Below are 20,419 nucleotides of genomic sequence, written 5' to 3'. Positions count from 1 at the left end.
AAACCTGCCAAAATAAACCTGTCCCTTTTTGGTAGGTAGAATAACCCATAAGGTAAGTATGTTTCTGAGTTATTTCGTGTTGACCCATTTGAGCGGGATGGGGTATAACTCTACTCAACCGCTAGGGATTTTATTGAGAAAGGTGTTCTACCATGAGCAAGAACCTCCCCCAGCAGGTCGTTCTCGACCGCCGCGGCTTTGTCGCCGCCACCTTCGCAACTATCGCCGGCCTTGGTCTTGCCGGCTGCTCCGACACCAGCGCCGAAGCCGACAAGGGCTCCGCCGCCGGTTCCTCCAAGAGCTCCGAGGATACCAAGGCTTCCACCACACTCGATGCCAAGGCATTCGACAAGCTCGTCAATGGTGGCCCCAAGGCCGATGATGACGCTATCGCCGCCAGCACCTGGGCCACGGCCGTCAAGGACGCCGGTGTCTTTAAGATCGGCAGTGTTCAGACCTCCACGCTCTTCTCGCTCCTTAACGAGAAGGACGGCAAGACCCGTGGCTTCGACGCCGGCATCGCCCAGCTCCTGTCCAACTACATTCTGGGCGAGAACAAGGTCGAGATCACCCAGGTGACCTCGGACACGCGTGAGTCCGTCCTGCAGAACGGCCAGGTCGACGCCGTCTTTGCCACCTACACCATCACCGATGAGCGCAAGAAGCTCGTCTCCTTTGCCGGTCCCTACTACTACACCCAGCAGGCCATCCTGGTGCTCGCCGACAACGACGACATCAAGAGCGTCGACGACCTGGCCGACAAGAACGTCGCCGTCCAGTCCGGCTCTAACGGCCCCGCCATCCTGGAGGAGTTCGCTCCCAAGGCCAGCCAGCAGGAGTTCAAGACCGACGAGGAGGCCCGCCAGGCACTCCAGCAGGGTCGTGTTGACGCCTACGTCATCGACAACAACATGCAGCAGAGCGCTCTGGTCCGCGAGCCCGGTAAATACAAGATCGCCGGCAAGCCCTTTGGCAACAAGGAGCCCTATGGCATCGGCCTGCCGCTCGATTCCGACGGCGTCGCCTTTGTCAACGACTTCCTTAAGAAGATCGAGGACGACGGCACCTGGACCGAGCTGTGGCAGATCTGCATTGGCGATCGCACCGGCGACACCAATGTTCCCGAGCCGCCCGCGATTGGCGCCTAGTCGCCCAACGGCCACGAAACCGCACAGAAACATACCAAACACTTTATTTTGCTAGACTGTTTGGTCACTGAGTTGTTCGGGGCCCCCGTTCATGCGGGGGCCCTTTCCTTACCCGTTGGAGGTTAGGATGAGTCTCTCCGAGCTCTGGTCGCTCTATGGCCAGAACTATATCGACGCGCTGCTAACAACCTGGGGCATGACGCTTGAATCGTTTGTCATTGCCATGGTTCTGGCCGTCGCCGTCACCGTGATGCGCGTGTCGCCGCTCAAGCCGCTGCGCGTCTTTGGCGACCTGTATGTCCAGGTCTTCCGTAACATCCCCGGCATCGCGCTGCTCATCATCGTCGTCTACGCGCTGCCGCAGCTCAAGGTCGTCCTGCCCTACCGCACCTGCGTTATCGTCGCCACGGTGTTGCTGGGCTCGGCCTTTGGCTCCGAGAACTTTATGAGCGGCATCAACACCGTCGGCGTCGGCCAGGTGGAGGCAGCCCGCTCGCTGGGCATGGGCTTCAACCGCATCCTCGCCAAGATTGTGATCCCGCAGGCACTGCGTTCAAGCGTGCTGCCCATGACCAACCTCTTTATCGCCGTCATGCTCACAACCGCGCTCGGCAGCCAGGTGCCGCTTCAACCGCAGGAGCTCACCGGCGTGGTGAGCTACATCAACACGCGCTCGCTCGGTGGCGTCGCCGCGTTCTTTATCTCGGCGCTCGGCTACCTGGGCACGGCCTTTGTGGTGAGCCACATTGGCAACTACATCGATAAGAAGGTGAGGATCCTCCGATGAGCAAGCACTCCTCCCCCGCGCTCACCATGCGCGATGCGCTCTACGAGGCCCCCGGCCCCAAGATGCGCGCCAAGATTCGCATCGGCACCGCCATCTCGCTGGTCGCCGTGGCCGCGCTCATCGCCCTCGTGCTGCAGCGCTTTTATGTGACTGGCCAGCTTTCGGTCCACTACTGGTATTTCTTTACGCACCTCACCACCTGGAAGTTTCTGCTTGCCGGCTTTGAGGGCACCGTTAAGGTCGCGCTCACCGCCGGCGCTATCGCACTGGTGCTGGGCCTGGCCCTTATGCTCGGCCGCACCAGCGACATCAAGCCGCTGCAGCTCGTCTGCCGCGTGCTTACCGATTTCTTCCGCGGCGTACCGAGCCTGCTGTTCATCTACTTCTTCTTTTTGGTGCTGCCCCAGTACAAGATCGCGCTGCCGTCGTTTTGGATGCTCACGCTTCCCGTCGCGCTTGCCGCAGCCGGCGTACTTGCCGAGATCTTCCGCGCCGGCGTCAACGCCGTACCGCGCGGCCAGGTCGAGGCGGCCCAGGCGCTCGGCCTCTCCAAAGCTAAAATCACCTTTAAAATCGTGCTGCCGCAGGCTATTCGGTTTATCATTCCGTCGTTGATTTCGCAGCTTGTGGTCGTAGTCAAAGACACCACCGTCGCCTACGTGGTGAGCTACCCCGACCTCATGCAAAACGCACGCGTGCTCATCACCAACTACGACGCGCTCGTGTCGGTATACCTGGTGATCGCGGTCATCTATATCCTCATCAACGTCGCAATCAACAAGGCCGCCGTCTACGTCTCGCGCAAGACCGGCGCAACTATCATCCGCTAACGTATTTCGATTTTTAGTCATAAGGAGCCGAGCACCATGGCACAGAGCACTTCTTCTACCGGCAATCAGCCGCTGATCGAGCTCAAGCACGTCGATAAGCACTATGGCGACCTGCACGTCCTCAACGACATCAATCTCTCGGTCGACCGCGGCGAGGTCGTCGTCGTGATCGGCCCCTCGGGCTCGGGCAAGTCGACCATGTGCCGCACCATCAACCGCCTGGAGACGATCGACTCGGGCGAGATCCTCATCGAGGGCCAGCCCCTGCCGCAGGAAGGCAAGGATCTTGCCCGCATGCGCGCCGAGCTGGGCATGGTGTTTCAGCAGTTCAACCTGTTTGCACACATGACGGTGCTGCAGAACGTCATGCTGGGACCGGTCGACGTTTTGGGCATCTCCAAGGATGAGGCACGTGAGCGTGCCATGGATCTGCTGGGTCGCGTGGGCGTTGCCGAGCAGGCCGACAAGGTGCCCGCACAGCTCTCGGGCGGTCAGCAGCAGCGCGTGGCCATTGCCCGCTCGCTCGCCATGCAGCCCAAGGCCATGCTTTTTGACGAGCCCACGAGCGCCCTTGACCCCGAGATGATCAACGAGGTGCTCGAGGTCATGGTTCGCCTGGCCCAGCAGGGCATGACGATGATCGTGATTACGCACGAGATGAACTTTGCCCGCCGCGTGGCCGACCGCGTCGTGTTTATGGCCGACGGCCAGATCGTGGAGACCGGCACCCCTGACGAGTTCTTTGACCACCCGCAGACCAAGCGCGCCCAGGACTTCCTCAACTCCATCAAGGGCCACTAGCCCAATTGCCATATCTGCTCGCCATGACCATCCAAACTCGAAAGCAACACCTATGATCGGAACTCGCACTTCATCGTCCTACACCCCACATGTCGACGTCGCCCCCGCCGACCGCCCACTCATCCTCGTCGCGCCGCGTTGGGAAGAGGCAAAGCCGTTTTTAAGCGAGACGCTCTCCCCCAACGAGGAGATCGCCAGCGTCTTTGTCGATGCCATCCTTGCTGCAGGCGGCCTGCCGCTGCAGATGTCCATCACCGAGGACATTGAGGTCATCCGCCATTACGTCGATATCGCCGACGGCATCGCCATTCCCGGCGGCCCCGATGTCAATCCCAAACGTTGGGGCGATGATCGACCCTACGACCCCACGCTGTGCTGTGAGATCCGCGATAGCTTTGAATTTAAGCTGGTCGGCGAGGTACTCCGCACCAAAAAGCCGCTCTTTACCACCTGCCGCGGCACGCAGTTGCTCAATGTCGCCACTGGCGGCACCCTGTGCATGGACGTGCCGAGCCTGGGCGCTCGCGAGGGCCGCACGCAGTGGCGCCATACCCACGTGCTCAACGACCCCGTACATCCCGTCGAGGTCGTGCCGGGCTCGCTGCTGGAGCGCGCGCTTGGCGGGCACAGGCTGATCCAGACCAACTCAGCACATCACTGCTGCGTCGACCGTCTGGGTAAGAGCACGCGTTTGGTCGCCAAGGCAACCGACGGCGTTCCCGAATGCATCGAAGTCGAAGGCCAGCCTTTCTGCCTGGGCGTGCAATGGCATCCCGAGTATACGTGGAAGTCGCTCGAGACCGACTTTAACCTGTGGAAGTCGTTTGTCGAGGCAGCGGCCAAGGTAAAGCAGGCCCGCTAGTTCGCAAGCTACACAAGTTAAAGCCTCCTAAGCCGGGGGGGGCGGACACCAGCCACGGTGCCCGCCCCCCCCTGTATTTGATATGCTCGGTATGATCATCCCTCACAAACAATCAGAGAAATCTCGGCCGCAATCGGTCGACAGCAAAGCAAATGGCAAAAATGCTTGCTACGTTTATTAGGCAGTCAATTAAAATCCAAACGCATTGACCAATCCCCAACGGAGTCACACCGCAAATCCACATGAGCATCGAGGACGGAAGCGGAAGCACGAAATTGGTCCCGAGCTGTATGTAGATCGCTACGACGTTGACAAGCAGCAGCATGCCAATCGGACCGAAGCCGGACCCAAAATAGGAAACAACGATTACGCAAGAAACCACGTATGCAAGGCAGGCAGCGGCGGCAAGAACAAGTCGATAGCAAAAAATATTCAGGTTGAAATACTGCTGAGCATCCAAAACGATCGCGCAGTTAAGACAGTACAAAACGACACTCGTCAGGATAAACGCGCCCAAAAGGGCAAAAGAAGACAGCACCACTCGCGCAACGATAGCGCACACACGCTTCCCTCCCCGAGCCTCCGACAACCCCCACGGTTCCTCAATAAAGTCCGAACTGACAAAGCGCGGCACGATACAAGCCGCGATAAACGGAAAGAACAATGCATGAGCCAACGGGGCTACGTTGAACAGCAGACTGCGAAAAGCCTCTGCATTACCAAATAGAAGGACGTCCTCTGCCGATAGCCGAAGCGTCGGGTCTGGGAAAAAGCCCAAGAAACTGTTCTCACGGAGGCTACAGAACCACATCGGGAAAGAATTAAGCTGCAATACCACCATACACGCATAAATTACCAGGATTAAAGCGTACGCCCATTTGCTCACATGCTTCAATTCTGACTGGAGAAGTCTTTTAATCTGACGAGCCATTGAGCACACCCCCAGCGCGAAAGCTCACGAGAGCGTAAATCAATACCGATAGACAGCTCGCTGCCACGCCATATCCCAGAAGCGTCAGCTGCCCCATATCGCTATACCCAAGGGCACATCCGACTCCAAGGTACGGCCCCGGAAGAAGGAAAATCCATCGCAAGGACGATATGGGCGTCTGAAGGTAAGTTCCGTAGAGCGTCAAGCTCATGACAAATCCGATAATTATCGCAGCCCCGCTCAATACAGCGCTGCCTGTAATCCGATAGATGGTCACCGTCTCCAGCGCAATCGATATCACCAATACGGCGTTAATCATCATTGCGGGCAAAAATGCAGCCAGCATGCCATGCGCATAGTTTTGCCCTCCACGTGTTATCGCGATTGCAAACAGAAGAAGGCAAAGCGCACTATATGCTGCGCCGATTATTAAAGCAGACGAAAGTACATGTGCCAGAGCCCCGTTAAAGCGGGCAAGACCTCTTGCTGAAGAAATTCGGCATCCCTCTTCATAGCCGCGCTCCTGTAAAATCGCCAGGCAAACGATGAGCGGAACGAACAGAGAGGTGCCGGCAAAGGCGCTACGCACAAGGGACTCATCGGGTGCAGAAGGATCGATTACATTCCAGCAGAAGCCAATATCCTCCCCAAAAACGCTATTGCCAAAGGCGAGCAACGTTGTTCCGTTTTTTAGAAAGATGCCGAAGAGAAGGCCGAACGCCAGCATAAGCGCAAGACCAAACTTCGCCGGAAACATCCTGTGCAAACGCATCATATCTGCCTTTATGGGATGGATCGCCCGCTTCATAGCGAGACCGCCTTCATCAAGCGCCTGTAATACTCTTTTAGGGATGGCGCCTCATCCCTTATGACGTCCATCGATTCCTTTTTCAGCAGTTCGCCGTCATGAAGAAACACGCAACTTGTTGCAACTGATGCCAACTCATCCAAATCATGGCTAGAGATGAGCATGGTCTTACCCTGTTCTCGATTCAATCGACCGATAAGGGCCCATATACTCTCGATGCCCAGCGGGTCCAACCCATTTGCTGGCTCATCAAAAATAAGCAGATCAGTGTCACCCAACAAAGCCGTAGCTATATCCAGTCGCCGTTTCATTCCCAGAGAAAACCTGCTCACGCTCTTTTTCTCATCGGCATCCAGTCCAACTAGGCTCAAAACGCGAGGAATCTCACGCTTCTCATCGAGCCCCCATTCCGCACATCGGATCCGAAGATTCTCAACCGCACTGAGAGATTGGTATGCTCCACTGGAATCTGGTACATAGCCGACACGCGTCCGCATCAGGCTCAGCTCTCTTTTTGACTTGCCTCCAAAGAGCTCCACGCTTCCCGACGATGGCTCACAGATGCCAAGGACGATTTTAATAAGCGTGCTTTTGCCCGCACCGTTTGCACCGACCAGGGCACAGAGCTCAGACTGATGCACCTCGAAGGAAACGTCATGCAAAACGCGCCGTTTCCCGTAGCGCTTTGATACTTTTGATAGCTTTATCGCTGATGCGTTCATTGGCCTCCCGTTCTGCTTGATAGCAAAACCGCTCATATCGCTCCGTCTTTCCTTTATCGTTTTCCATAGTTGTTATTGTTTTTCGATAACTCGTATTTGTCAAGATAATCTAAAAGAAAGAACCCGTGTTAGACACGAGTCCCTTCACGCTGATATTTCGTTTTAGTTGTTCGCCTTAAGCTACTCGTCACTCAAATCGACAGCGAAGACTGATGTCGGAAGCGACGCCTCGTTGCCTCCGCCATCCCGCATCTGTCTCACGACATTTTTCGCGCGCTCGACAATAAGCTCCTCAAGCTCTTTCTCGCTCACGCGCTGAATAATATCTCCCGGTTGACAATCAAGCTCATCACAGATATCGAGAAGCGTCTTTAGGCGAATAGCTTTTATCTTTCCGTTTCTAAGCTTTGAAATATTAGCCGGAGTATGCCCCGTGGCCCGAATCAGATCAGCGCTGGTCTTTCCGGTCTTAAGCAGCTGCGTCTCAAGCTCGATGATGAGATAGCTCATGTTCCCTCCTACACAAGCTCGTCAGACTGCTCTTGGAGCAGCGAGGCATAACTCCAGATCGCCGAGATAAACAAACAGACAACTGCGCCGATAAACGACCCCGCATCAAAGGTAGCGCCTTGGCAAATCTCAATAACGAAGGAATGAGGCACGATGTAAAGCTCCAGTCCGCCAATGGTGAGATTGACCGATCCATAGGCACCAACAAGCGAAACCGCGGCGTTAACAGCAAAGGCAAGCGCGAGAACACGGATAAGCCGCACATGCGTCTTGGTAAAGGGCGAGACGCCCTGAGAGATATTACGGCTGATCCCACACAAAACGACAAGCGAAATGCCCACGACGAGTGCCAGGCACAGTCCGCTTGGGATAACGATGCACCCGCCATTGAGAAGCGTCACGACACCGAAAGAATCGACAGAAGCAACGTTTGTAACCGCATACCAGATCACGTAAACAACCAACGCGGCAAAAGCGACGAGCATCCCTGCAAAAACGGCTGCCATGCAAAAACCAAGCTTCCTGATATTTTCGCCCGCCTTGGCCATACGCTGAACGCTGTTGGACATACACTCACCCTCATCGACTCTATCGTTATTCGAACAGTTTATCGAACAACGATATGGATTGCATGCGGAAAGTCCCGACAGTGCGCATAGGCCATTCACTAATCAGAAGGGGTGAGAGTGGATTTTTGGACACGTATCGAACGAGCGTGGATAATCTCCCACTTTGAGGCCGTCACCGGGCCTAAAACGGGAGATTATCCACTCTCATAGTCATCAAAGCTCGCGAGCTCTTACTCGGCCGCCTCGCGCAAGGCCGACATCGTTGCCGCATATTGCTGTTGCAGCGCATGCATTCCCTCGCGAGCGCCGTCAACGGCATCGGCGCCGCGCAGCGCTTCGGTCACCACGACCGCCGGCTCGTACAGATTATCGAATCCCAGGTTCTGGCTCACGCCCTTGAGCGTGTGCGCTGCCATAAACGCACCTTCGGCGTCTCCTGCCGCCATGGCGGCCTCCAGCTTGTCCATGCTCTCGTCATCCAAAAACTTGAGGGCAAAGCGGGCAAGCATTTCCTCGCCCATCAGCCGAGCGCACGCGTCATCATAATTAGCGCCGATCTTCTCATACGCCTCACGCATGGAAATCATGGATTAAAACTCCTTTGGTCAAACTAAATCGTGGGAAACGCGACAACGTCGGCGGGGCGTGCCAACGTCTCGGCAATACGGTCTTGCACCTCGAGCAGGCAGTCGAGCAACAGCGGGTTAAAGGTGCCGCACTTGCCGTCCAGGATCATCTGGATCGCCTCCTTGTGCGGGATAGCGTCCTTGTACACGCGCACGCTCGTCAGCGCATCGTACACGTCAGCCACCGAAACCACCTGCGCGGCAATGGGAATTTCGTCGCCCTTAAGGCCATCGGGATAACCCTTGCCGTCCCAGCGCTCGTGATGCCAACGCGCAATCTGGTACGCATATTCCATAAGCGCATTACCGGCGTGATGGCTACCCAGCTCAAGCAGCATGCCGGCGCCGATCGTGGTATGCGTCTTCATAATCTCGAACTCATCGGGCGTAAGGCGTCCGGGCTTGTTGAGAATCGCATCGTCAATCGACATCTTGCCGATATCGTGCAGCGCCGAAGCCAGGGCGATCGTAGAGCGTTCCTCATTGTCGAGGGAGACCGTGCCGCTACGCTGGACCAGACAGCCAAGCAGCAGCTCGGTCAGCTTCTCGATGTTCGTAACGTGCCTGCCGCTCTCGCCGTTGCGAAGCTCCATGACGCCGGCCATGATGTCGATGAGCATGCGACTGTTCTTGACGCGCTCGTTGTACTGCTGGGACAGCAGGCTCGTCAGGCGGCGCTGTTTGGCGTACAGGCGGATGGTGTTGCTTACGCGGCGGCGCACGATACGGGAGTCAAACGGGCGGTTGATATAGTCCGAAGCGCCCAGCTCGTACGCGCGCAGAACCATATCATCGGAATCTTCACTCGAAATCATGATGACAGGCAGATTGTCGATACCCGTTCGGCGCGACAGATCGGCCAGCACCTCAAAGCCGCTTATGCCCGGCATGACAATGTCCAGCATCACGAGCGACAACTCATCGCCATAGCGGTCGACCATGTCGAGCGCTATACGACCGTTATCGGCCTCGAGGATGCAATACTCGTCCTTGAGCATCTCGTTGAGAATGGCTCGGTTCATCTCGGAGTCATCGACAATAAGCACCAAAGGCTTTTCGCTTTGGAAGGCCTCGATGGAATCGGCATCGGTCACGACCGTACCGGCTTTTGCCTTAGCGCGGCTCAATAACTGGACAGCACGGCCAACGCCCTCATCGACCGTCTCGCCATGAATGCGAACGCCACCAACACATGCCGTCAAGCTCACGTACTCATGGCCCGGAATAATCGTGGAACGAACGGCATCGGACACCTGATGCAGGCGACGGGTGAAGTCATCGGAGGGAATATTGGGCATGACAACCACAAACTTGTCGCAGCCATAGCGCACAAGCTCGTCAGTCGAACGAATTCCGCTGCGTATGGCTGTCGCCACAGCACCGAGCGCAAGGTCGCCGGCATGACGGCCACATGTATCGTTGAAGACCCTAAAATCATCAAGGTCGATCATCGCAACGCCGGCATTCATGTGGGCGCTTCGGAGCTTTTCCTCGTAATATCGGCGATTGCGCACACTCGTCAGCACGTCGGTGTAGACAAGGTCCTCTTCTGCGGCCTCTTGCTCATCGATCGGACGCACCATCAGCAAGACGTGAGGCTCGCCCTCGACCTTCAGAGGGCGCAGACGGGCGCGGTACTCAATACCATCATTGAGCAGCTGCTCCGACACCTCACCCGAATCTGCCAAGGCCTCAAGACTCGACTGACGCAGACAAGGGCAGCGATCGCCGGCGAGCAGGCAGTTAGGCTCGCTCTTAATCTGATCGGCCGACAGCAAACGCACCACGGGGTAGGTCTTCGCGACGCGGGCGACCTCGGCGGCAGCCTCCTCGTCGGTTAGATTGACCTCGTGATTATTGAGCATATGGGGCCCTTTCGATAGTTTCGCATGGTAGCGGTGGGTTCCAAATGCTACAAGGGTAACACCTTGTCGATGCAGGTAAGTACGTGAATGCTGTTACAGTTTTATGAGTTGGCAGGCGGCGCGATTGAAGTCGCAGACGTGAGGTTTTGAGCATATTTGTTAACACGGCCGAAACGTTTGCGGGTGAAGCCTGCTTTAGCCATTGCGGGTGTTAGAGCCCCAGGATGCCTCGGACAGCCCGGGCAGCCGCTGCCGGGCGATCGCGCAGACCGTTATGCGCGCCCGGGATCGTCACGAGAAGACAATCGAGATATTCGGCAGCCGCTCGCGTACCAGCCTCGCGGGGCGTGCCAATCGAGAGCTCGCCCAGGAGCACGGCGGCCACCGTTTTTGACGCGCGAACGCTATCCCAATCGGGAACGCAGGTCATAGTAATCCCGTATTCGTTTGCCATGAAACTGCGGCCGTTGCGCAGGGCATGCTTGGCTTCTGCTTCGGTCGTTCCAGGAGCCTCGGGGTCCAAGTCGCCGAGGGCTCCCAAGAAAAGCCGGAGCGCCCTTGAAACCTTTCCAGCCGCAATCATATCGAGCAAAACCGGAGCTGTGCCCATGCCGACGCCTTCGGCCGACACAGCCGGCTCATGCAGAATCGCACGGGCGACGAGATGGGGTTCGGTACGAAGAAGCTCCAGCGCCACCAACGTACCGGCGCTATGCGCAAGCACATTTGTCGGAGCGCCAACGTGTTCGATCACGGCTTGCAGATCGGCGGCCTGAGCGGCAAAATCATAGCTGCCGTCTGCCGCATCGCTGCTGCCACCACAGCCGCGGCGGTCGTAGGCAATTACGCGGTAGTTGCGACTGAGCTCACAAGCGATGCTGTCGAAAAATGTGCCGTCGACACAAGCGCCGTGCACGCACACCAAGGCAGGAGCATCAGGCGACACATCCGGGTCGGCATATTCGCGACAGGCAATCGTGGTGCCCGCATTCTCGACCGTAAAATCCATGTTGTGCCCCCATCATCAATGCTCATCCAGTTGCACGTCAGCACGGTTGGATGGACCCGCATTGCTTTACACCTTGTTAACAGATTAACTTTACCCGACCCGAGGCTTTTCATGGCACGGCATCATGAGCGACGTGAAAAAACGAAACTTGTAAAGCAAGAGCCCACACCTTGCTTTGGAGCCGATGCTATGCTTAGGCACAATTGTCTTGAGGAGCATATGCCTATGTCTACGTTTTTGAATGCCAGCCCCATCTTTGGGCCCGTTCGCAGCCGTCGCCTTGGTCTCTCGCTCGGCGTCAACATGATGCCGACCAGCGGCAAAATCTGCACGTTCGACTGCATTTACTGCGAAAACGGCCTCAACGCCGAGCGCCCCTGCCATGAGCCGTATAACACGGCTGCCGTGGTACTCGAAGCGCTCGAGGCAAAGCTGCGCGAGATGGCAGCCGAGGGCGAGCTCCCCGATGTAATCACCTTCGCAGGCAACGGCGAGCCCACCGCCGCACCGGAGTTTCCACAGGCCATCGCCGGCGCCGTCGCGCTGCGCGACGAGCTTGCCCCAAACTCCAAGATCGCCGTGCTCTCCAACGGCACACGCGCCGACCGCCCCGAGGTGCACGACGCGCTCATGATGGTCGACGACAACATTCTTAAGCTCGATACTGTCGACCCGGCGTTTATCCAGCTGCTCGACCAGCCTGTTGGCCCCTACAACGTCGAGCACCAGATCGAGACGTTCACAAGCTTTGATGGTCACGTTATTATCCAGACGATCTTTTTGACCGGCGAGGATCAGGGCAAGCTCATCGACAACACCGGCGAGAAGTACGTTGCCCCCTGGCTCGCGGCGCTTGAGCGCATTCGCCCGCAAGAAGCGACCATCTACACGGTGGCGCGCGAGACACCGGTCGCCGGCCTTGCCAAAGCAGCGCCCGAGGTGCTCGACGCCATTGCCGCGCGCGTGCGCGCCCTCGGCATCCCCTGCCAGGTGAGCTACTAGCGCGGCCGCCCGCCAGCAGCTAAATTAGCCCCATCCCAAATGAGCTGGTCTGCGGGTGGGCTATACTAGCTGCGGATGAAAGGAAGTTAGCCATGTATGACAAAGGACCCGTACCCGGCCGCAACGACGCTTGCTGGTGCGGCAGCGGCAAGAAATATAAGAAATGTCACAGCGCCTTCGACGAGCGCCTCGAGCGCCTGTGGGAGGAAGGCTGGGAGGTTCTGCCCCGCACGCTCTACAAAACGCCCGCCGATATCGAGGGCATCAAGCGTTCGGCCGCCATCAACGTGGGCGTGCTCGACTACGTGGGCGAGCACATCGCCGCGGGCATGACCACCAACCAGATCGACCAGATGATCTACGACTACACCGTCGAGCACGGTGGCACGCCGGCCGACCTCAACTACGAGGGCTACCCCAAGAGCGTGTGCACCTCGATCAATGATGTGGTCTGCCACGGTATCCCCTGCGATACGGACGTGTTGCACGAGGGCGACATCATCAACGTGGACTGCTCCACGATCCTAGACGGCTACTTTAGCGACTCGAGCCGCATGTTCTGCATCGGTGAGGTCTCTGCCGAGCGCCAGCGCCTGGTCGACGTCACCCGCGCCAGCGTGGAGGCGGGTCTGGCGGCCGTCAAGCCATGGCTGCCGCTGTCCGTGATGGCCGAGGCCGTGCAAAAGACGGTCGAGGACGCCGGCTTTAGCGTGGTGCGCGAGTACGGCGGACACGGTATTGGCAAGGAGTTCCACGAGGACCCGTTTGTGGGCTTTACCACCGAGGCGCCCGATGTGGACACCATCATGGCTCCGGGCATGGTCTTTACCATCGAGCCCATGGTCAACGCCGGAGCGCCCGACATCAAGATCAGCAAGGGCGATGGCTGGTGCGTGCGCACCAAGGACGGCAGCGATTCGGCCCAGTGCGAGGTACAGCTCGTGGTGACCGAGGACGGCTACGAGCTGCTCAGCTGGTAGCCGTGGATGCGCCGGATGCTGACGGGCACGCTCGTCTTGCGTCCGGCGTTTTTGTTTGAACGTTTTGCCTGATATAACCTGCCAAAATAAACCTGTCCCTTTTTGGTAGGTTGAGCGGAGAGGACTGCTTGTGAACATCCTGGTTTTGTTGCCCGTCAACAATCGCCATCGCGCAATTCTTGAGTCGAGCGCTCCGGGCGAGGACTTTATCTACACGAGCGCCGACGCCGCCACGCGCGAACAAGTCGCCAACGCCGACGTGATTTTGGGCAACATAGACCCTGCCCTGCTTACCGCATGCGAGCACCTCCAGCTGCTGCAACTGCAGACCGCGGGCTATGACGATTACTTGGCCGCCGGCACTGTGCCAGCCGACGCCAAGCTTTCCTGCTCGGTGGGCGCCTACGGCCAGGCCGTGAGCGAGCACATGTTTGCCATGGTCCTTTCCATGATCAAGCGCCTGCCCGGCTATCACGACTTGCAGCGCGAGCATCGCTGGGAGGATTTGGGGCCGGTCACCTCGCTCAAAAACGCCAACGTGCTGGTGCTGGGCGCGGGCGATATCGGCGGCCACTTTGCCACGCTCTGCCGCAGCATGGGCGCGCACGTCCGCGGTATCAAGCGTCATCCGCTCGTCTACCCCATCGTGTTTGAAGACATGGACGGCATAGACGCCCTCCCCGAGCGCCTGGCCGAGGCTGACATCGTCGCATCCTTTATGCCCAGCACACCCGAGACCCGCGGCCTGGCGAACGCCGAGTTCTTCGCCGCGATGAAACCGGGCGCCTTCTTTGCCAACGGCGGCCGCGGCGATCTTGTGGTCGCCGACGACTTGGTTGCTGCACTCGAGTCCGGGCACCTTGCCGGCGCTGCGGTCGACGTCACCGACCCCGAGCCGCTGCCTGAGACAAGCCCACTGTGGGATGCGCCCAACATGCTCATCACGCCGCATATCTCGGGCTGGTTCCACTTGGAGGCTACGCTCAACAATGTGGTCGACATTGCCGCGGAGAATCTGCGTCACCTGCAGGCCGGCGAGACTTTACGTTGTTGGATCGAGCACTAGATTGTTCCGGCATTTTACCAAACGCCGGAACCCCTCGACGCTGCGAGCCCGCCGTTTGGCCAACCTGTGGGGTCTTCAAATTGCTAGAGCGTTGCTAAGTAATTCTTTGCGTCTTCTGCGCTCATTGCGGCGACTGGTGCGTGTGAGCAGAGCTTGGCATCGTTGGTGACCAGTAGATCCGCCTGAGCGCGCATCGCTGCCGCAATGATTAAATCGTCTTCGTAATCGCTATGGAGCTCACGCTGCCTGCTCGCCATCCATATGTCGCTCAGGTCACAGGGCACTGGCGTGGCAAGCTGCGACAGCACGCTAAGACAATCCCATGCAAGCGATGTCGCTGCCGCAGCGGCATCTTGGGAAAGCGAACCATGCTCTCGCCGATACCATGCCTTATGTTCGCTTGAAATCAAATAGAACAGGTCTTTGGACGATGTCGCCGCATACAGCAAATCCACCTGCGCCGTGCATGCATCGCGTAAAAACTCAATCGCCACCGAACGACCACGTCGTGAGGGAATGAAATAATCGAGCCACACGTTGGTGTCAACCAAGATGCGCTTTGGAGCCTCACTCATAGAGCCAGCTCATCTCCTCGCCATAGCGATCCGCATAGGCATTCCGTTTGAGCTCTTCGTCGTCCGATGGCTGAGCCTTGACCATATCGATTCCCGACTCACAGCAAGCGGCAGCGAACAGCTTCGACCCCTGATCCATGAGCTCGAGCTTACGCTTGGCGGCCTTTTCGCGCTCGCGCTGCTCCGCCCGGGCACGACTGGGCAGCAGGATATCCTCGAGCGCACCGGGGCGATCGGCCAGCGACGCCGCAAGCTGCCAGAGCGCTCGCACCGCTTGGCTCGGCGTCATACCGGCCCTGGAGAGAGCGGCGTCCCCACTCCTTTTAAGATCGGCATCGAGACGTACGTTGATCTGAGCGGCTGTTGTGGTCATGGCCCCTCCTTAATACTTCAAAACTATCATAAAACTCTATGGTAGATACGTAAAGCATGTATAGCATTTACAAGCATTAGCCGTACTCTGTACACAAAAAGCCGCCGAGGCACACTGCACCTCGGCGGCTACGTATCACCGATCCAGTTCGGTTCCACCCTTTGCATTCGCCCAGATAAAACCTGCCAAAATTAACATCCCTTTTTGGCAGGTTTTAGAGCTCCACACTTTCGGCGCCGTTGATGGTTAGGTTTCGCTCGTAGAAGGCGGTGAGGGCGCGGATGGCGTACATCACGTCGCGAACGCCGCCGGTCTCGTAGCTCGAGTGCATGGCCAGCTGCGGCAGGCCCACGTCCACGGCGTGCATGCTCGCCTGCATATTGGACAGGTTGCCGAGCGTGGAGCCGCCGGCCATATCGCTCTTGTTGGCGAAGGCCTGCGTGGGCACGTCGGCGTCATCGCAAATGGCCTGGAACACCGCGCGGCTAAAGGCGTCGGTGCAGTAGTGCTGGTTGGCGGCCTCCTTGATGACGATGCCGCCGTTGAGCACAACCTGGTTGCGGGCGTCGCACTTCTCGGCGTGGTTGGGGTGCACGGCATGCGCGTTGTCGCAGCTCACGAGCATCGAAGCGGCAAGCGCACGGTGGTACGACTCGTCGTCAAAGCCCAGCGACCCGTTGATGCGGCGCAGCGCGTCGGCCAAGAACGTCGACATGGCGCCCTGCTTGGTCTCGGAGCCAACCTCCTCGTTATCGAAGCAGCAATAGACCGAGACGTCGTGCGCGTTCTCGGAACCCAAAAATGCCTGCAGCGAGGTGTAGGCGCAGGCCAGATCGTCAAGTTTGGGCGTCGAGATAAACTCATCGGCCCAGCCCCAAATACGCGCATCCTGTCGATTGACCAGGAACAGGTCGCGGCCCAGAATCTGCTCGGGCTCAACATCCAGCTCTTCGGCGATCAGGACATCGAAGTCACCCTGCTTAAGCTCGCCGGCGCTGATGAGCGGGCACAGGTCGACGGCTCGGCTGGGAGCAAAGCTCTCGTTAACGCCACGGTTCATATGGATGGCAAGGCTCGGGATAATAGCGACCTCGCGCTCGGTGGCAAGCAGGCGGCTCTCAATGCGGTCACCCTCGCGCACCAACACGCGGCCCGCGAGCGCCAGCGGGCGATCGAACCAGGTGTAGTCGATCATGCCGCCGTAGGCCTCGGTGTTCAGGCGCAGCGTCTCGCCCGCGCCGTCGAGCTCGGGCACGGCCTTAACCTTAAACGTCGGCGAATCGCTGTGTGACGCTGTGAGTTGAAAATGATAGTCGCCGGCAACGCCGTCCTCGCCCCACGTAGCGGCCAGGTCTTCGCCCACCTTAAAAGCGATGACGCTCGAGGTATTGCGCTGCGTGTAATAACGCCCGCCCGGCTCTATGTCCCACGCCGCATTCTCGGGCAGGTAGGTAAAGCCCGCCTCGTCGAGCTCGGCCATAATGGTCGCCGCCGTATGGAACATGCTGGGGCATGCCTCGATAAAGTCGATAAGGTCGTTGGCTGCCTCGATATCGTCGGCCGTCACGTGCACGCGCTCGGGCGCTTCCCGATCCGTCATGTTCTCCCCTTTCGCTGGGCTGATGATCCCCTCCAGCATACCCCGCCACGCCAGCGCCGCACTCTTCATTCCGTGCTTAATTCCGCGCCGCTCACCAAGTTGAGCCATCATGCCCGCGCTCCTTTTGCGACAATTGCGCTAACAAGACGAGAGGAGCCGTCATGAAGCCACGTAACATTGCCATCGCCTGCGGTGTCGCGGGAGTCGCCGTCGGCCTTGCCACTGCCACCGGTATCGTTTATCACAAGCAAATCAAGTCTGTCGCGTCGCTCAAACGCTTGACCGACCATGCGGATGGATACGACCTGTACGCGATCGATATCGCCTACGACTACGACCTTGACCGCATCATCGCCGCTGGCGTGCGCGACGACCAGGCCTACATCGATGCCGTGGTGGCGCAGGTGCTCCCCGGCGTGCCGGCACATGTCCAGGCGCCCCAGTTTGCCTGCAGCGCTTTTGTCGCCGTAGATGCCGAAGGCCGCGTGCGCACCGGTCGCAATTACGACTTTAAGGACGACACCTCGGCGCTGCTGGTGCGCAATCACCCGCGCGACGGCTATGCCTCCATCGGCTTTGCGGCCCTCAATAACCTGGGCGCCAACACTCCACTTGACTCCGTCGCCGGACGCGCCGCGGCGTTGATGGGCCCGTTTGCCCAGCTCGACGGTGTCAACGAATGCGGCGTGTCCATTGCCGTGCTCACCCTGGATTCCAAGCCCTGTGACCAGGACACGCAGCGCCCCGTCATCAACACTTCGCTCGCCATCCGTCTGGTGCTCGACCGCGCGGCCACCACGCAGGAGGCCGTCGACCTGCTTTCTGCCTACGACATGCACGCCATGGCAGGACGCGATTACCACTTCTTTATCAACGACGCCGCCGGTGACGCGCGGGTGGTGGAGTGGGATCCGCGCGACCCCGACCGTGCATGCAAAGTGACTCCTGTACGCCAGGTTACGAACTTCTATGCCTGCTATGGTGACGAAGTGCTGCCCAACCAAAAGAATGGCGAGCTGGGCCATGGTAAAGAGCGCGCCGTCGCAATCGCCGATGTCCTTGACGCCCATGTCGGCGCCCAGGACGAGGCAGTCGCTTGGAAGGCCCTACGCGCTGCGGCGCAAGAGCCCAATCCGGAAGACATCACCAGCAATACGCAGTGGTCGGTCGTCTTTGACAATACCGAACCCGCTGCCGCTATTACGCTGCGCCGCCACTGGGGCGACGTCGACGCCTTCGCACTGTAAGGAGCTGGCACCGTCGTCCTTACGCTCGCCTGACGTTGCTTACATTTCCATACGCTTGAGCTAACACGTTTTACCCCCGCATCAACAGTGTGCGGGGGTAAACTTATGCGCATGTTATAACTTGCCCGGAAGGATTCACCATGCTTAGGATCGGTCTTCTTACTAGTGGCGGCGACTGCCAGGCGCTCAACGCCACCATGCGCGGCATCGTCAAAACGCTCATGACCAATAGCGAAGAGCCTATCGAGATCTATGGTTTTGAGGACGGCTACCAGGGCCTTATCTACAGCAGATTCCGTGTCATGACGCCCGCCGATTTTAGCGGCATCCTCACCCGCGGCGGCACCATCCTTGGCACGAGCCGCACGCCGTTCAAGCGTCTGGACACTCCCGAGGCCGACGGCGTCGAGAAGGTGCCGGCGATGGTCCACACCTATCACAAGCTGCAGCTCGACTGCCTGTTTATGCTGGGCGGCAACGGCTCCACCAAGACCGCCAACCGCCTGCGCGAAGAGGGCCTCAACGTTATCGCCCTGCCCAAGACCATCGATAACGACACCTGGGGCACCGAGATGACCTTTGGCTTTACGAGCGCCATCGACGTCGCCACCAAGTGCATCGACGACATCCACACCACCGCTTCGAGCCACGGCCGCGTGTTCGTCATCGAGATCATGGGCCACAAGGTTGGCTGGATCCCGCTGTACGCCGGTGTCGCGGGCGGTGCGGATGTCATCTTGATTCCCGAGATCCCCTACGACATGGACCAGGTCATCAAGACCATCGAGCATCGCATGGAGACCGGCAGCCGCTTTACCATCGTGGCCGTCGCCGAGGGCGCTATCTCCAAGGAGGACGCGGCGCTGTCCAAGAAGGAGTACAAGAAGAAGCTCGCCGAGCGCACGAGCCCGTCGATCGTCTACGACATCGCCAAGGAGATCGAGGCCAAGACCGGTCGCGAGACCCGTGTCGCTATCCCCGGTCACACGCAGCGCGGCGGCCAGCCCGATGCTCAGGACCGCATCTTTGCGACCCAGTGCGGCGTCGAAGCCGCGCTTGGCTGCCTGCGCGGCGAGTTTGGCTACATGATCGCCCTGCGCGACGGCAAGATGTGCCACATGCCGCTCGAGGAGGTCGCCGGCAAGCTCAAGTTTGTCGACCCCCAGAGCGATCTGGTGCGCGAGGCCAAGGCGTTGGGCATCAGCTTCGGCGACGAATAGCCTCGGCTGGAACTGCTCTCATCGGAGGCCCCGGGGCTTTCCTCCCAAATCGTCCTCGGACATGTCAGGACCCCGCCGTGCGCTTCGCGCGGCGGGGTCCTTCCGTCCTGCGGAAAGATTTGGGAGGTAAGCCCTGGGGGCTCCTGCGGTAACTAGGGAGGCCGAGGCTATTCGTCTTCTTGCTGCGGATGCCTAGGGTGGGGTGCAGCGTGCATTTTTGGGAGTTTTCAGCAGCCGTGAGTGCCTGCATACTGGATTTTGGGCGAAAAGCAGGCGCCATGAGCCGCATACTGTAAAAATGAGCGATCCTTGAGGTGCCGAGGGCTCATAATCAAGGCTTTCAACGCGGTTTTGTGCACCCATTCCCGCGCCCGCGGACTCCGGGATGCTGAATACTCCGGGATTTGCACGCCGCCCCCTGGGGTACCCGTGGGCAAAAAGCAACCACCCAGCCGAAATATGCATCCGGCGGGGCGGTTTATGCAGTACAGCGGCTGTGGATGCGCATGTCGCTCAGCGTTCTTGCCGACCGATGCAACGTCGTGCGTAGCCCTTAATGTCTTCGGTGAAACCGTCAAGGTCGTCGAGCGTGATAACGTTATCGGAAAGCAAGTTGGCTATCTCATAACGCATGGTGCTGCGGCGAATATCGTTCACAAGCACTCCTGAGGACAGCTTGTCCCTATTGATACGCTCTTCTAACGCCCAAAATCTACTGGACGCTTCACTGCCACCGTTCAGTATCTCGATGTACTGGCCGATGAGCATTTCCATATAGCTTTCTTGCCATTTTGGGAGCAGCTCTTTAAACAGCTTCCAGTCGCTTTCAGTTACCTCGCCCATATTGCCTCCGTTCACCAAACAGACTTAGCCATTCGATTTTTATTC

General features: G+C 58.6%; 22 protein-coding genes. 10 read left to right on the top strand and 12 right to left on the bottom strand.

Annotated elements, in window-relative coordinates; genetic code table 11:
• Positions 1 to 152: 152 nt before the first annotated feature.
• From ACEXKH_RS05590 to ACEXKH_RS05570, 5 genes are all read left to right on the top strand, one after another.
• On the top strand, positions 153 to 1,148 hold the full coding sequence (locus ACEXKH_RS05590) for a glutamate ABC transporter substrate-binding protein (RefSeq protein ID WP_373573391.1): 996 nt from the start codon (positions 153 to 155) through the stop codon (positions 1,146 to 1,148).
• A 127-nt stretch (positions 1,149 to 1,275) separates the two neighbouring features.
• Positions 1,276 to 1,935, top strand: coding sequence for an amino acid ABC transporter permease (locus tag ACEXKH_RS05585; RefSeq protein WP_373573390.1), 660 nt, complete (start codon positions 1,276 to 1,278; stop codon positions 1,933 to 1,935).
• Positions 1,932 to 2,765, top strand: a complete 834-nt coding sequence (locus ACEXKH_RS05580) for an amino acid ABC transporter permease (RefSeq protein WP_373573389.1) — start codon at positions 1,932 to 1,934, stop codon at positions 2,763 to 2,765. Before ACEXKH_RS05585 ends, ACEXKH_RS05580 begins: the two co-directional genes overlap by 4 nt.
• A gap of 36 nt (positions 2,766 to 2,801) precedes the next feature.
• Entirely contained in the window at positions 2,802 to 3,566 is a 765-nt protein-coding gene (locus tag ACEXKH_RS05575; RefSeq protein WP_373573388.1) for an amino acid ABC transporter ATP-binding protein, read from the top strand.
• A gap of 52 nt (positions 3,567 to 3,618) precedes the next feature.
• Complete coding sequence (locus ACEXKH_RS05570; RefSeq protein ID WP_373573387.1) at positions 3,619 to 4,428, top strand: gamma-glutamyl-gamma-aminobutyrate hydrolase family protein; 810 nt, start codon at positions 3,619 to 3,621, stop codon at positions 4,426 to 4,428.
• A gap of 112 nt (positions 4,429 to 4,540) precedes the next feature.
• Here ACEXKH_RS05570 and ACEXKH_RS05565 read toward each other — a convergent pair whose 3' ends face one another.
• The 8 genes from ACEXKH_RS05565 to ACEXKH_RS05530 all read right to left on the bottom strand — a co-directional run bounded on the left by ACEXKH_RS05565 (position 4,541) and on the right by ACEXKH_RS05530 (position 11,468).
• The gene (locus tag ACEXKH_RS05565) at positions 4,541 to 5,359 is read right to left on the bottom strand and encodes a hypothetical protein (protein ID WP_373573386.1); all 819 of its coding nucleotides are present in this window, start codon (positions 5,357 to 5,359) and stop codon (positions 4,541 to 4,543) included.
• A complete protein-coding gene (locus tag ACEXKH_RS05560; protein ID WP_195644245.1) occupies positions 5,343 to 6,167 on the bottom strand; it encodes a hypothetical protein in 825 nt (274 codons plus the stop codon). Before ACEXKH_RS05560 ends, ACEXKH_RS05565 begins: the two co-directional genes overlap by 17 nt.
• Positions 6,164 to 6,925, bottom strand: coding sequence for an ABC transporter ATP-binding protein (locus ACEXKH_RS05555; RefSeq protein ID WP_195644246.1), 762 nt, complete (start codon positions 6,923 to 6,925; stop codon positions 6,164 to 6,166). The genes ACEXKH_RS05560 and ACEXKH_RS05555 overlap by 4 nt, the downstream gene beginning before the upstream one ends.
• Before the next feature lie 144 nt (positions 6,926 to 7,069).
• Positions 7,070 to 7,399: a helix-turn-helix domain-containing protein gene (locus ACEXKH_RS05550; RefSeq protein WP_089572320.1), complete on the bottom strand. Its 330-nt coding sequence runs from the start codon at positions 7,397 to 7,399 to the stop codon at positions 7,070 to 7,072.
• Between the two features lie 8 nt (positions 7,400 to 7,407).
• Positions 7,408 to 7,968 (bottom strand): hypothetical protein, encoded by a 561-nt coding sequence (locus ACEXKH_RS05545; protein WP_373573385.1) that lies wholly within the window; start codon positions 7,966 to 7,968, stop codon positions 7,408 to 7,410.
• A gap of 230 nt (positions 7,969 to 8,198) precedes the next feature.
• Positions 8,199 to 8,555 carry an Hpt domain-containing protein gene (locus ACEXKH_RS05540; RefSeq protein WP_055286833.1) on the bottom strand — a complete coding sequence of 119 codons (357 nt, stop codon included), beginning with the start codon at positions 8,553 to 8,555 and terminating at the stop codon, positions 8,199 to 8,201.
• A gap of 23 nt (positions 8,556 to 8,578) precedes the next feature.
• Complete coding sequence (locus ACEXKH_RS05535; protein ID WP_373573384.1) at positions 8,579 to 10,459, bottom strand: diguanylate cyclase; 1,881 nt, start codon at positions 10,457 to 10,459, stop codon at positions 8,579 to 8,581.
• A gap of 211 nt (positions 10,460 to 10,670) precedes the next feature.
• Positions 10,671 to 11,468: an alpha/beta fold hydrolase gene (locus ACEXKH_RS05530; protein ID WP_373573383.1), complete on the bottom strand. Its 798-nt coding sequence runs from the start codon at positions 11,466 to 11,468 to the stop codon at positions 10,671 to 10,673.
• A gap of 225 nt (positions 11,469 to 11,693) precedes the next feature.
• Here ACEXKH_RS05530 and ACEXKH_RS05525 point away from each other — a divergent pair, with 225 nt between their 5' ends.
• From ACEXKH_RS05525 to ACEXKH_RS05515, 3 genes are all read left to right on the top strand, one after another.
• A complete protein-coding gene (locus ACEXKH_RS05525) occupies positions 11,694 to 12,470 on the top strand; it encodes a radical SAM protein (protein WP_373573382.1) in 777 nt (258 codons plus the stop codon).
• Positions 12,471 to 12,562: 92 nt separating this feature from the next.
• On the top strand, positions 12,563 to 13,450 hold the full coding sequence (gene map, locus ACEXKH_RS05520) for a type I methionyl aminopeptidase (protein ID WP_055286839.1): 888 nt from the start codon (positions 12,563 to 12,565) through the stop codon (positions 13,448 to 13,450).
• A gap of 130 nt (positions 13,451 to 13,580) precedes the next feature.
• Positions 13,581 to 14,516: a D-2-hydroxyacid dehydrogenase gene (locus tag ACEXKH_RS05515; protein WP_373573381.1), complete on the top strand. Its 936-nt coding sequence runs from the start codon at positions 13,581 to 13,583 to the stop codon at positions 14,514 to 14,516.
• A gap of 83 nt (positions 14,517 to 14,599) precedes the next feature.
• Here ACEXKH_RS05515 and ACEXKH_RS05510 read toward each other — a convergent pair whose 3' ends face one another.
• From ACEXKH_RS05510 to ACEXKH_RS05500, 3 genes are all read right to left on the bottom strand, one after another.
• On the bottom strand, positions 14,600 to 15,091 hold the full coding sequence (locus ACEXKH_RS05510) for a type II toxin-antitoxin system VapC family toxin (protein WP_373573380.1): 492 nt from the start codon (positions 15,089 to 15,091) through the stop codon (positions 14,600 to 14,602).
• Positions 15,084 to 15,464, bottom strand: a complete 381-nt coding sequence (locus tag ACEXKH_RS05505; protein ID WP_117746430.1) for a translation repressor RelB — start codon at positions 15,462 to 15,464, stop codon at positions 15,084 to 15,086. The genes ACEXKH_RS05510 and ACEXKH_RS05505 overlap by 8 nt, the downstream gene beginning before the upstream one ends.
• Positions 15,465 to 15,678: 214 nt before the next feature.
• Positions 15,679 to 17,064, bottom strand: a complete 1,386-nt coding sequence (locus tag ACEXKH_RS05500) for a M18 family aminopeptidase (RefSeq protein ID WP_373573379.1) — start codon at positions 17,062 to 17,064, stop codon at positions 15,679 to 15,681.
• A 161-nt stretch (positions 17,065 to 17,225) separates the two neighbouring features.
• On the opposite strand from ACEXKH_RS05500, the gene ACEXKH_RS05495 reads away from it, so the two are divergent.
• Positions 17,226 to 18,311 carry a carcinine hydrolase/isopenicillin-N N-acyltransferase family protein gene (locus tag ACEXKH_RS05495; protein ID WP_373573378.1) on the top strand — a complete coding sequence of 362 codons (1,086 nt, stop codon included), beginning with the start codon at positions 17,226 to 17,228 and terminating at the stop codon, positions 18,309 to 18,311.
• A gap of 140 nt (positions 18,312 to 18,451) precedes the next feature.
• Complete coding sequence (locus ACEXKH_RS05490) at positions 18,452 to 19,531, top strand: 6-phosphofructokinase (RefSeq protein ID WP_373198296.1); 1,080 nt, start codon at positions 18,452 to 18,454, stop codon at positions 19,529 to 19,531.
• Positions 19,532 to 20,044: 513 nt separating this feature from the next.
• Here the strand turns inward: ACEXKH_RS05490 and ACEXKH_RS05485 are convergent.
• Positions 20,045 to 20,374, bottom strand: a complete 330-nt coding sequence (locus ACEXKH_RS05485; RefSeq protein ID WP_118227329.1) for a multidrug transporter — start codon at positions 20,372 to 20,374, stop codon at positions 20,045 to 20,047.
• Between the last annotated feature and the right edge of the window lie 45 nt (positions 20,375 to 20,419).

Source organism: Collinsella aerofaciens ATCC 25986 (assembly GCF_964259375.1).
GTDB lineage: Bacteria > Actinomycetota > Coriobacteriia > Coriobacteriales > Coriobacteriaceae > Collinsella > Collinsella aerofaciens_BO.
Note: the sequence above shows the minus strand (reverse complement) of the source record. Positions and strands in the feature narration are given on the sequence as shown.

Bases quoted from the DNA above. Each gene is read 5' to 3' on its own strand.
- ACEXKH_RS05590 (WP_373573391.1), top strand. From the start codon at position 153: ATGAGCAAGAACCTCCCCCAGCAGGTCGTTCTCGACCGCCGCGGCTTT.
- ACEXKH_RS05585 (WP_373573390.1), top strand. From the start codon at position 1,276: ATGAGTCTCTCCGAGCTCTGGTCGCTCTATGGCCAGAACTATATCGAC.
- ACEXKH_RS05580 (WP_373573389.1), top strand. From the start codon at position 1,932: ATGAGCAAGCACTCCTCCCCCGCGCTCACCATGCGCGATGCGCTCTAC.
- ACEXKH_RS05575 (WP_373573388.1), top strand. From the start codon at position 2,802: ATGGCACAGAGCACTTCTTCTACCGGCAATCAGCCGCTGATCGAGCTC.
- ACEXKH_RS05570 (WP_373573387.1), top strand. From the start codon at position 3,619: ATGATCGGAACTCGCACTTCATCGTCCTACACCCCACATGTCGACGTC.
- ACEXKH_RS05565 (WP_373573386.1), bottom strand. From the start codon at position 5,359: ATGGCTCGTCAGATTAAAAGACTTCTCCAGTCAGAATTGAAGCATGTG.
- ACEXKH_RS05560 (WP_195644245.1), bottom strand. From the start codon at position 6,167: ATGAAGCGGGCGATCCATCCCATAAAGGCAGATATGATGCGTTTGCAC.
- ACEXKH_RS05555 (WP_195644246.1), bottom strand. From the start codon at position 6,925: ATGAGCGGTTTTGCTATCAAGCAGAACGGGAGGCCAATGAACGCATCA.
- ACEXKH_RS05550 (WP_089572320.1), bottom strand. From the start codon at position 7,399: ATGAGCTATCTCATCATCGAGCTTGAGACGCAGCTGCTTAAGACCGGA.
- ACEXKH_RS05545 (WP_373573385.1), bottom strand. From the start codon at position 7,968: ATGTCCAACAGCGTTCAGCGTATGGCCAAGGCGGGCGAAAATATCAGG.
- ACEXKH_RS05540 (WP_055286833.1), bottom strand. From the start codon at position 8,555: ATGATTTCCATGCGTGAGGCGTATGAGAAGATCGGCGCTAATTATGAT.
- ACEXKH_RS05535 (WP_373573384.1), bottom strand. From the start codon at position 10,459: ATGCTCAATAATCACGAGGTCAATCTAACCGACGAGGAGGCTGCCGCC.
- ACEXKH_RS05530 (WP_373573383.1), bottom strand. From the start codon at position 11,468: ATGGATTTTACGGTCGAGAATGCGGGCACCACGATTGCCTGTCGCGAA.
- ACEXKH_RS05525 (WP_373573382.1), top strand. From the start codon at position 11,694: ATGTCTACGTTTTTGAATGCCAGCCCCATCTTTGGGCCCGTTCGCAGC.
- map (WP_055286839.1), top strand. From the start codon at position 12,563: ATGTATGACAAAGGACCCGTACCCGGCCGCAACGACGCTTGCTGGTGC.
- ACEXKH_RS05510 (WP_373573380.1), bottom strand. From the start codon at position 15,091: ATGAGTGAGGCTCCAAAGCGCATCTTGGTTGACACCAACGTGTGGCTC.
- ACEXKH_RS05505 (WP_117746430.1), bottom strand. From the start codon at position 15,464: ATGACCACAACAGCCGCTCAGATCAACGTACGTCTCGATGCCGATCTT.
- ACEXKH_RS05500 (WP_373573379.1), bottom strand. From the start codon at position 17,064: ATGACGGATCGGGAAGCGCCCGAGCGCGTGCACGTGACGGCCGACGAT.
- ACEXKH_RS05495 (WP_373573378.1), top strand. From the start codon at position 17,226: ATGAAGCCACGTAACATTGCCATCGCCTGCGGTGTCGCGGGAGTCGCC.
- ACEXKH_RS05490 (WP_373198296.1), top strand. From the start codon at position 18,452: ATGCTTAGGATCGGTCTTCTTACTAGTGGCGGCGACTGCCAGGCGCTC.
- ACEXKH_RS05485 (WP_118227329.1), bottom strand. From the start codon at position 20,374: ATGGGCGAGGTAACTGAAAGCGACTGGAAGCTGTTTAAAGAGCTGCTC.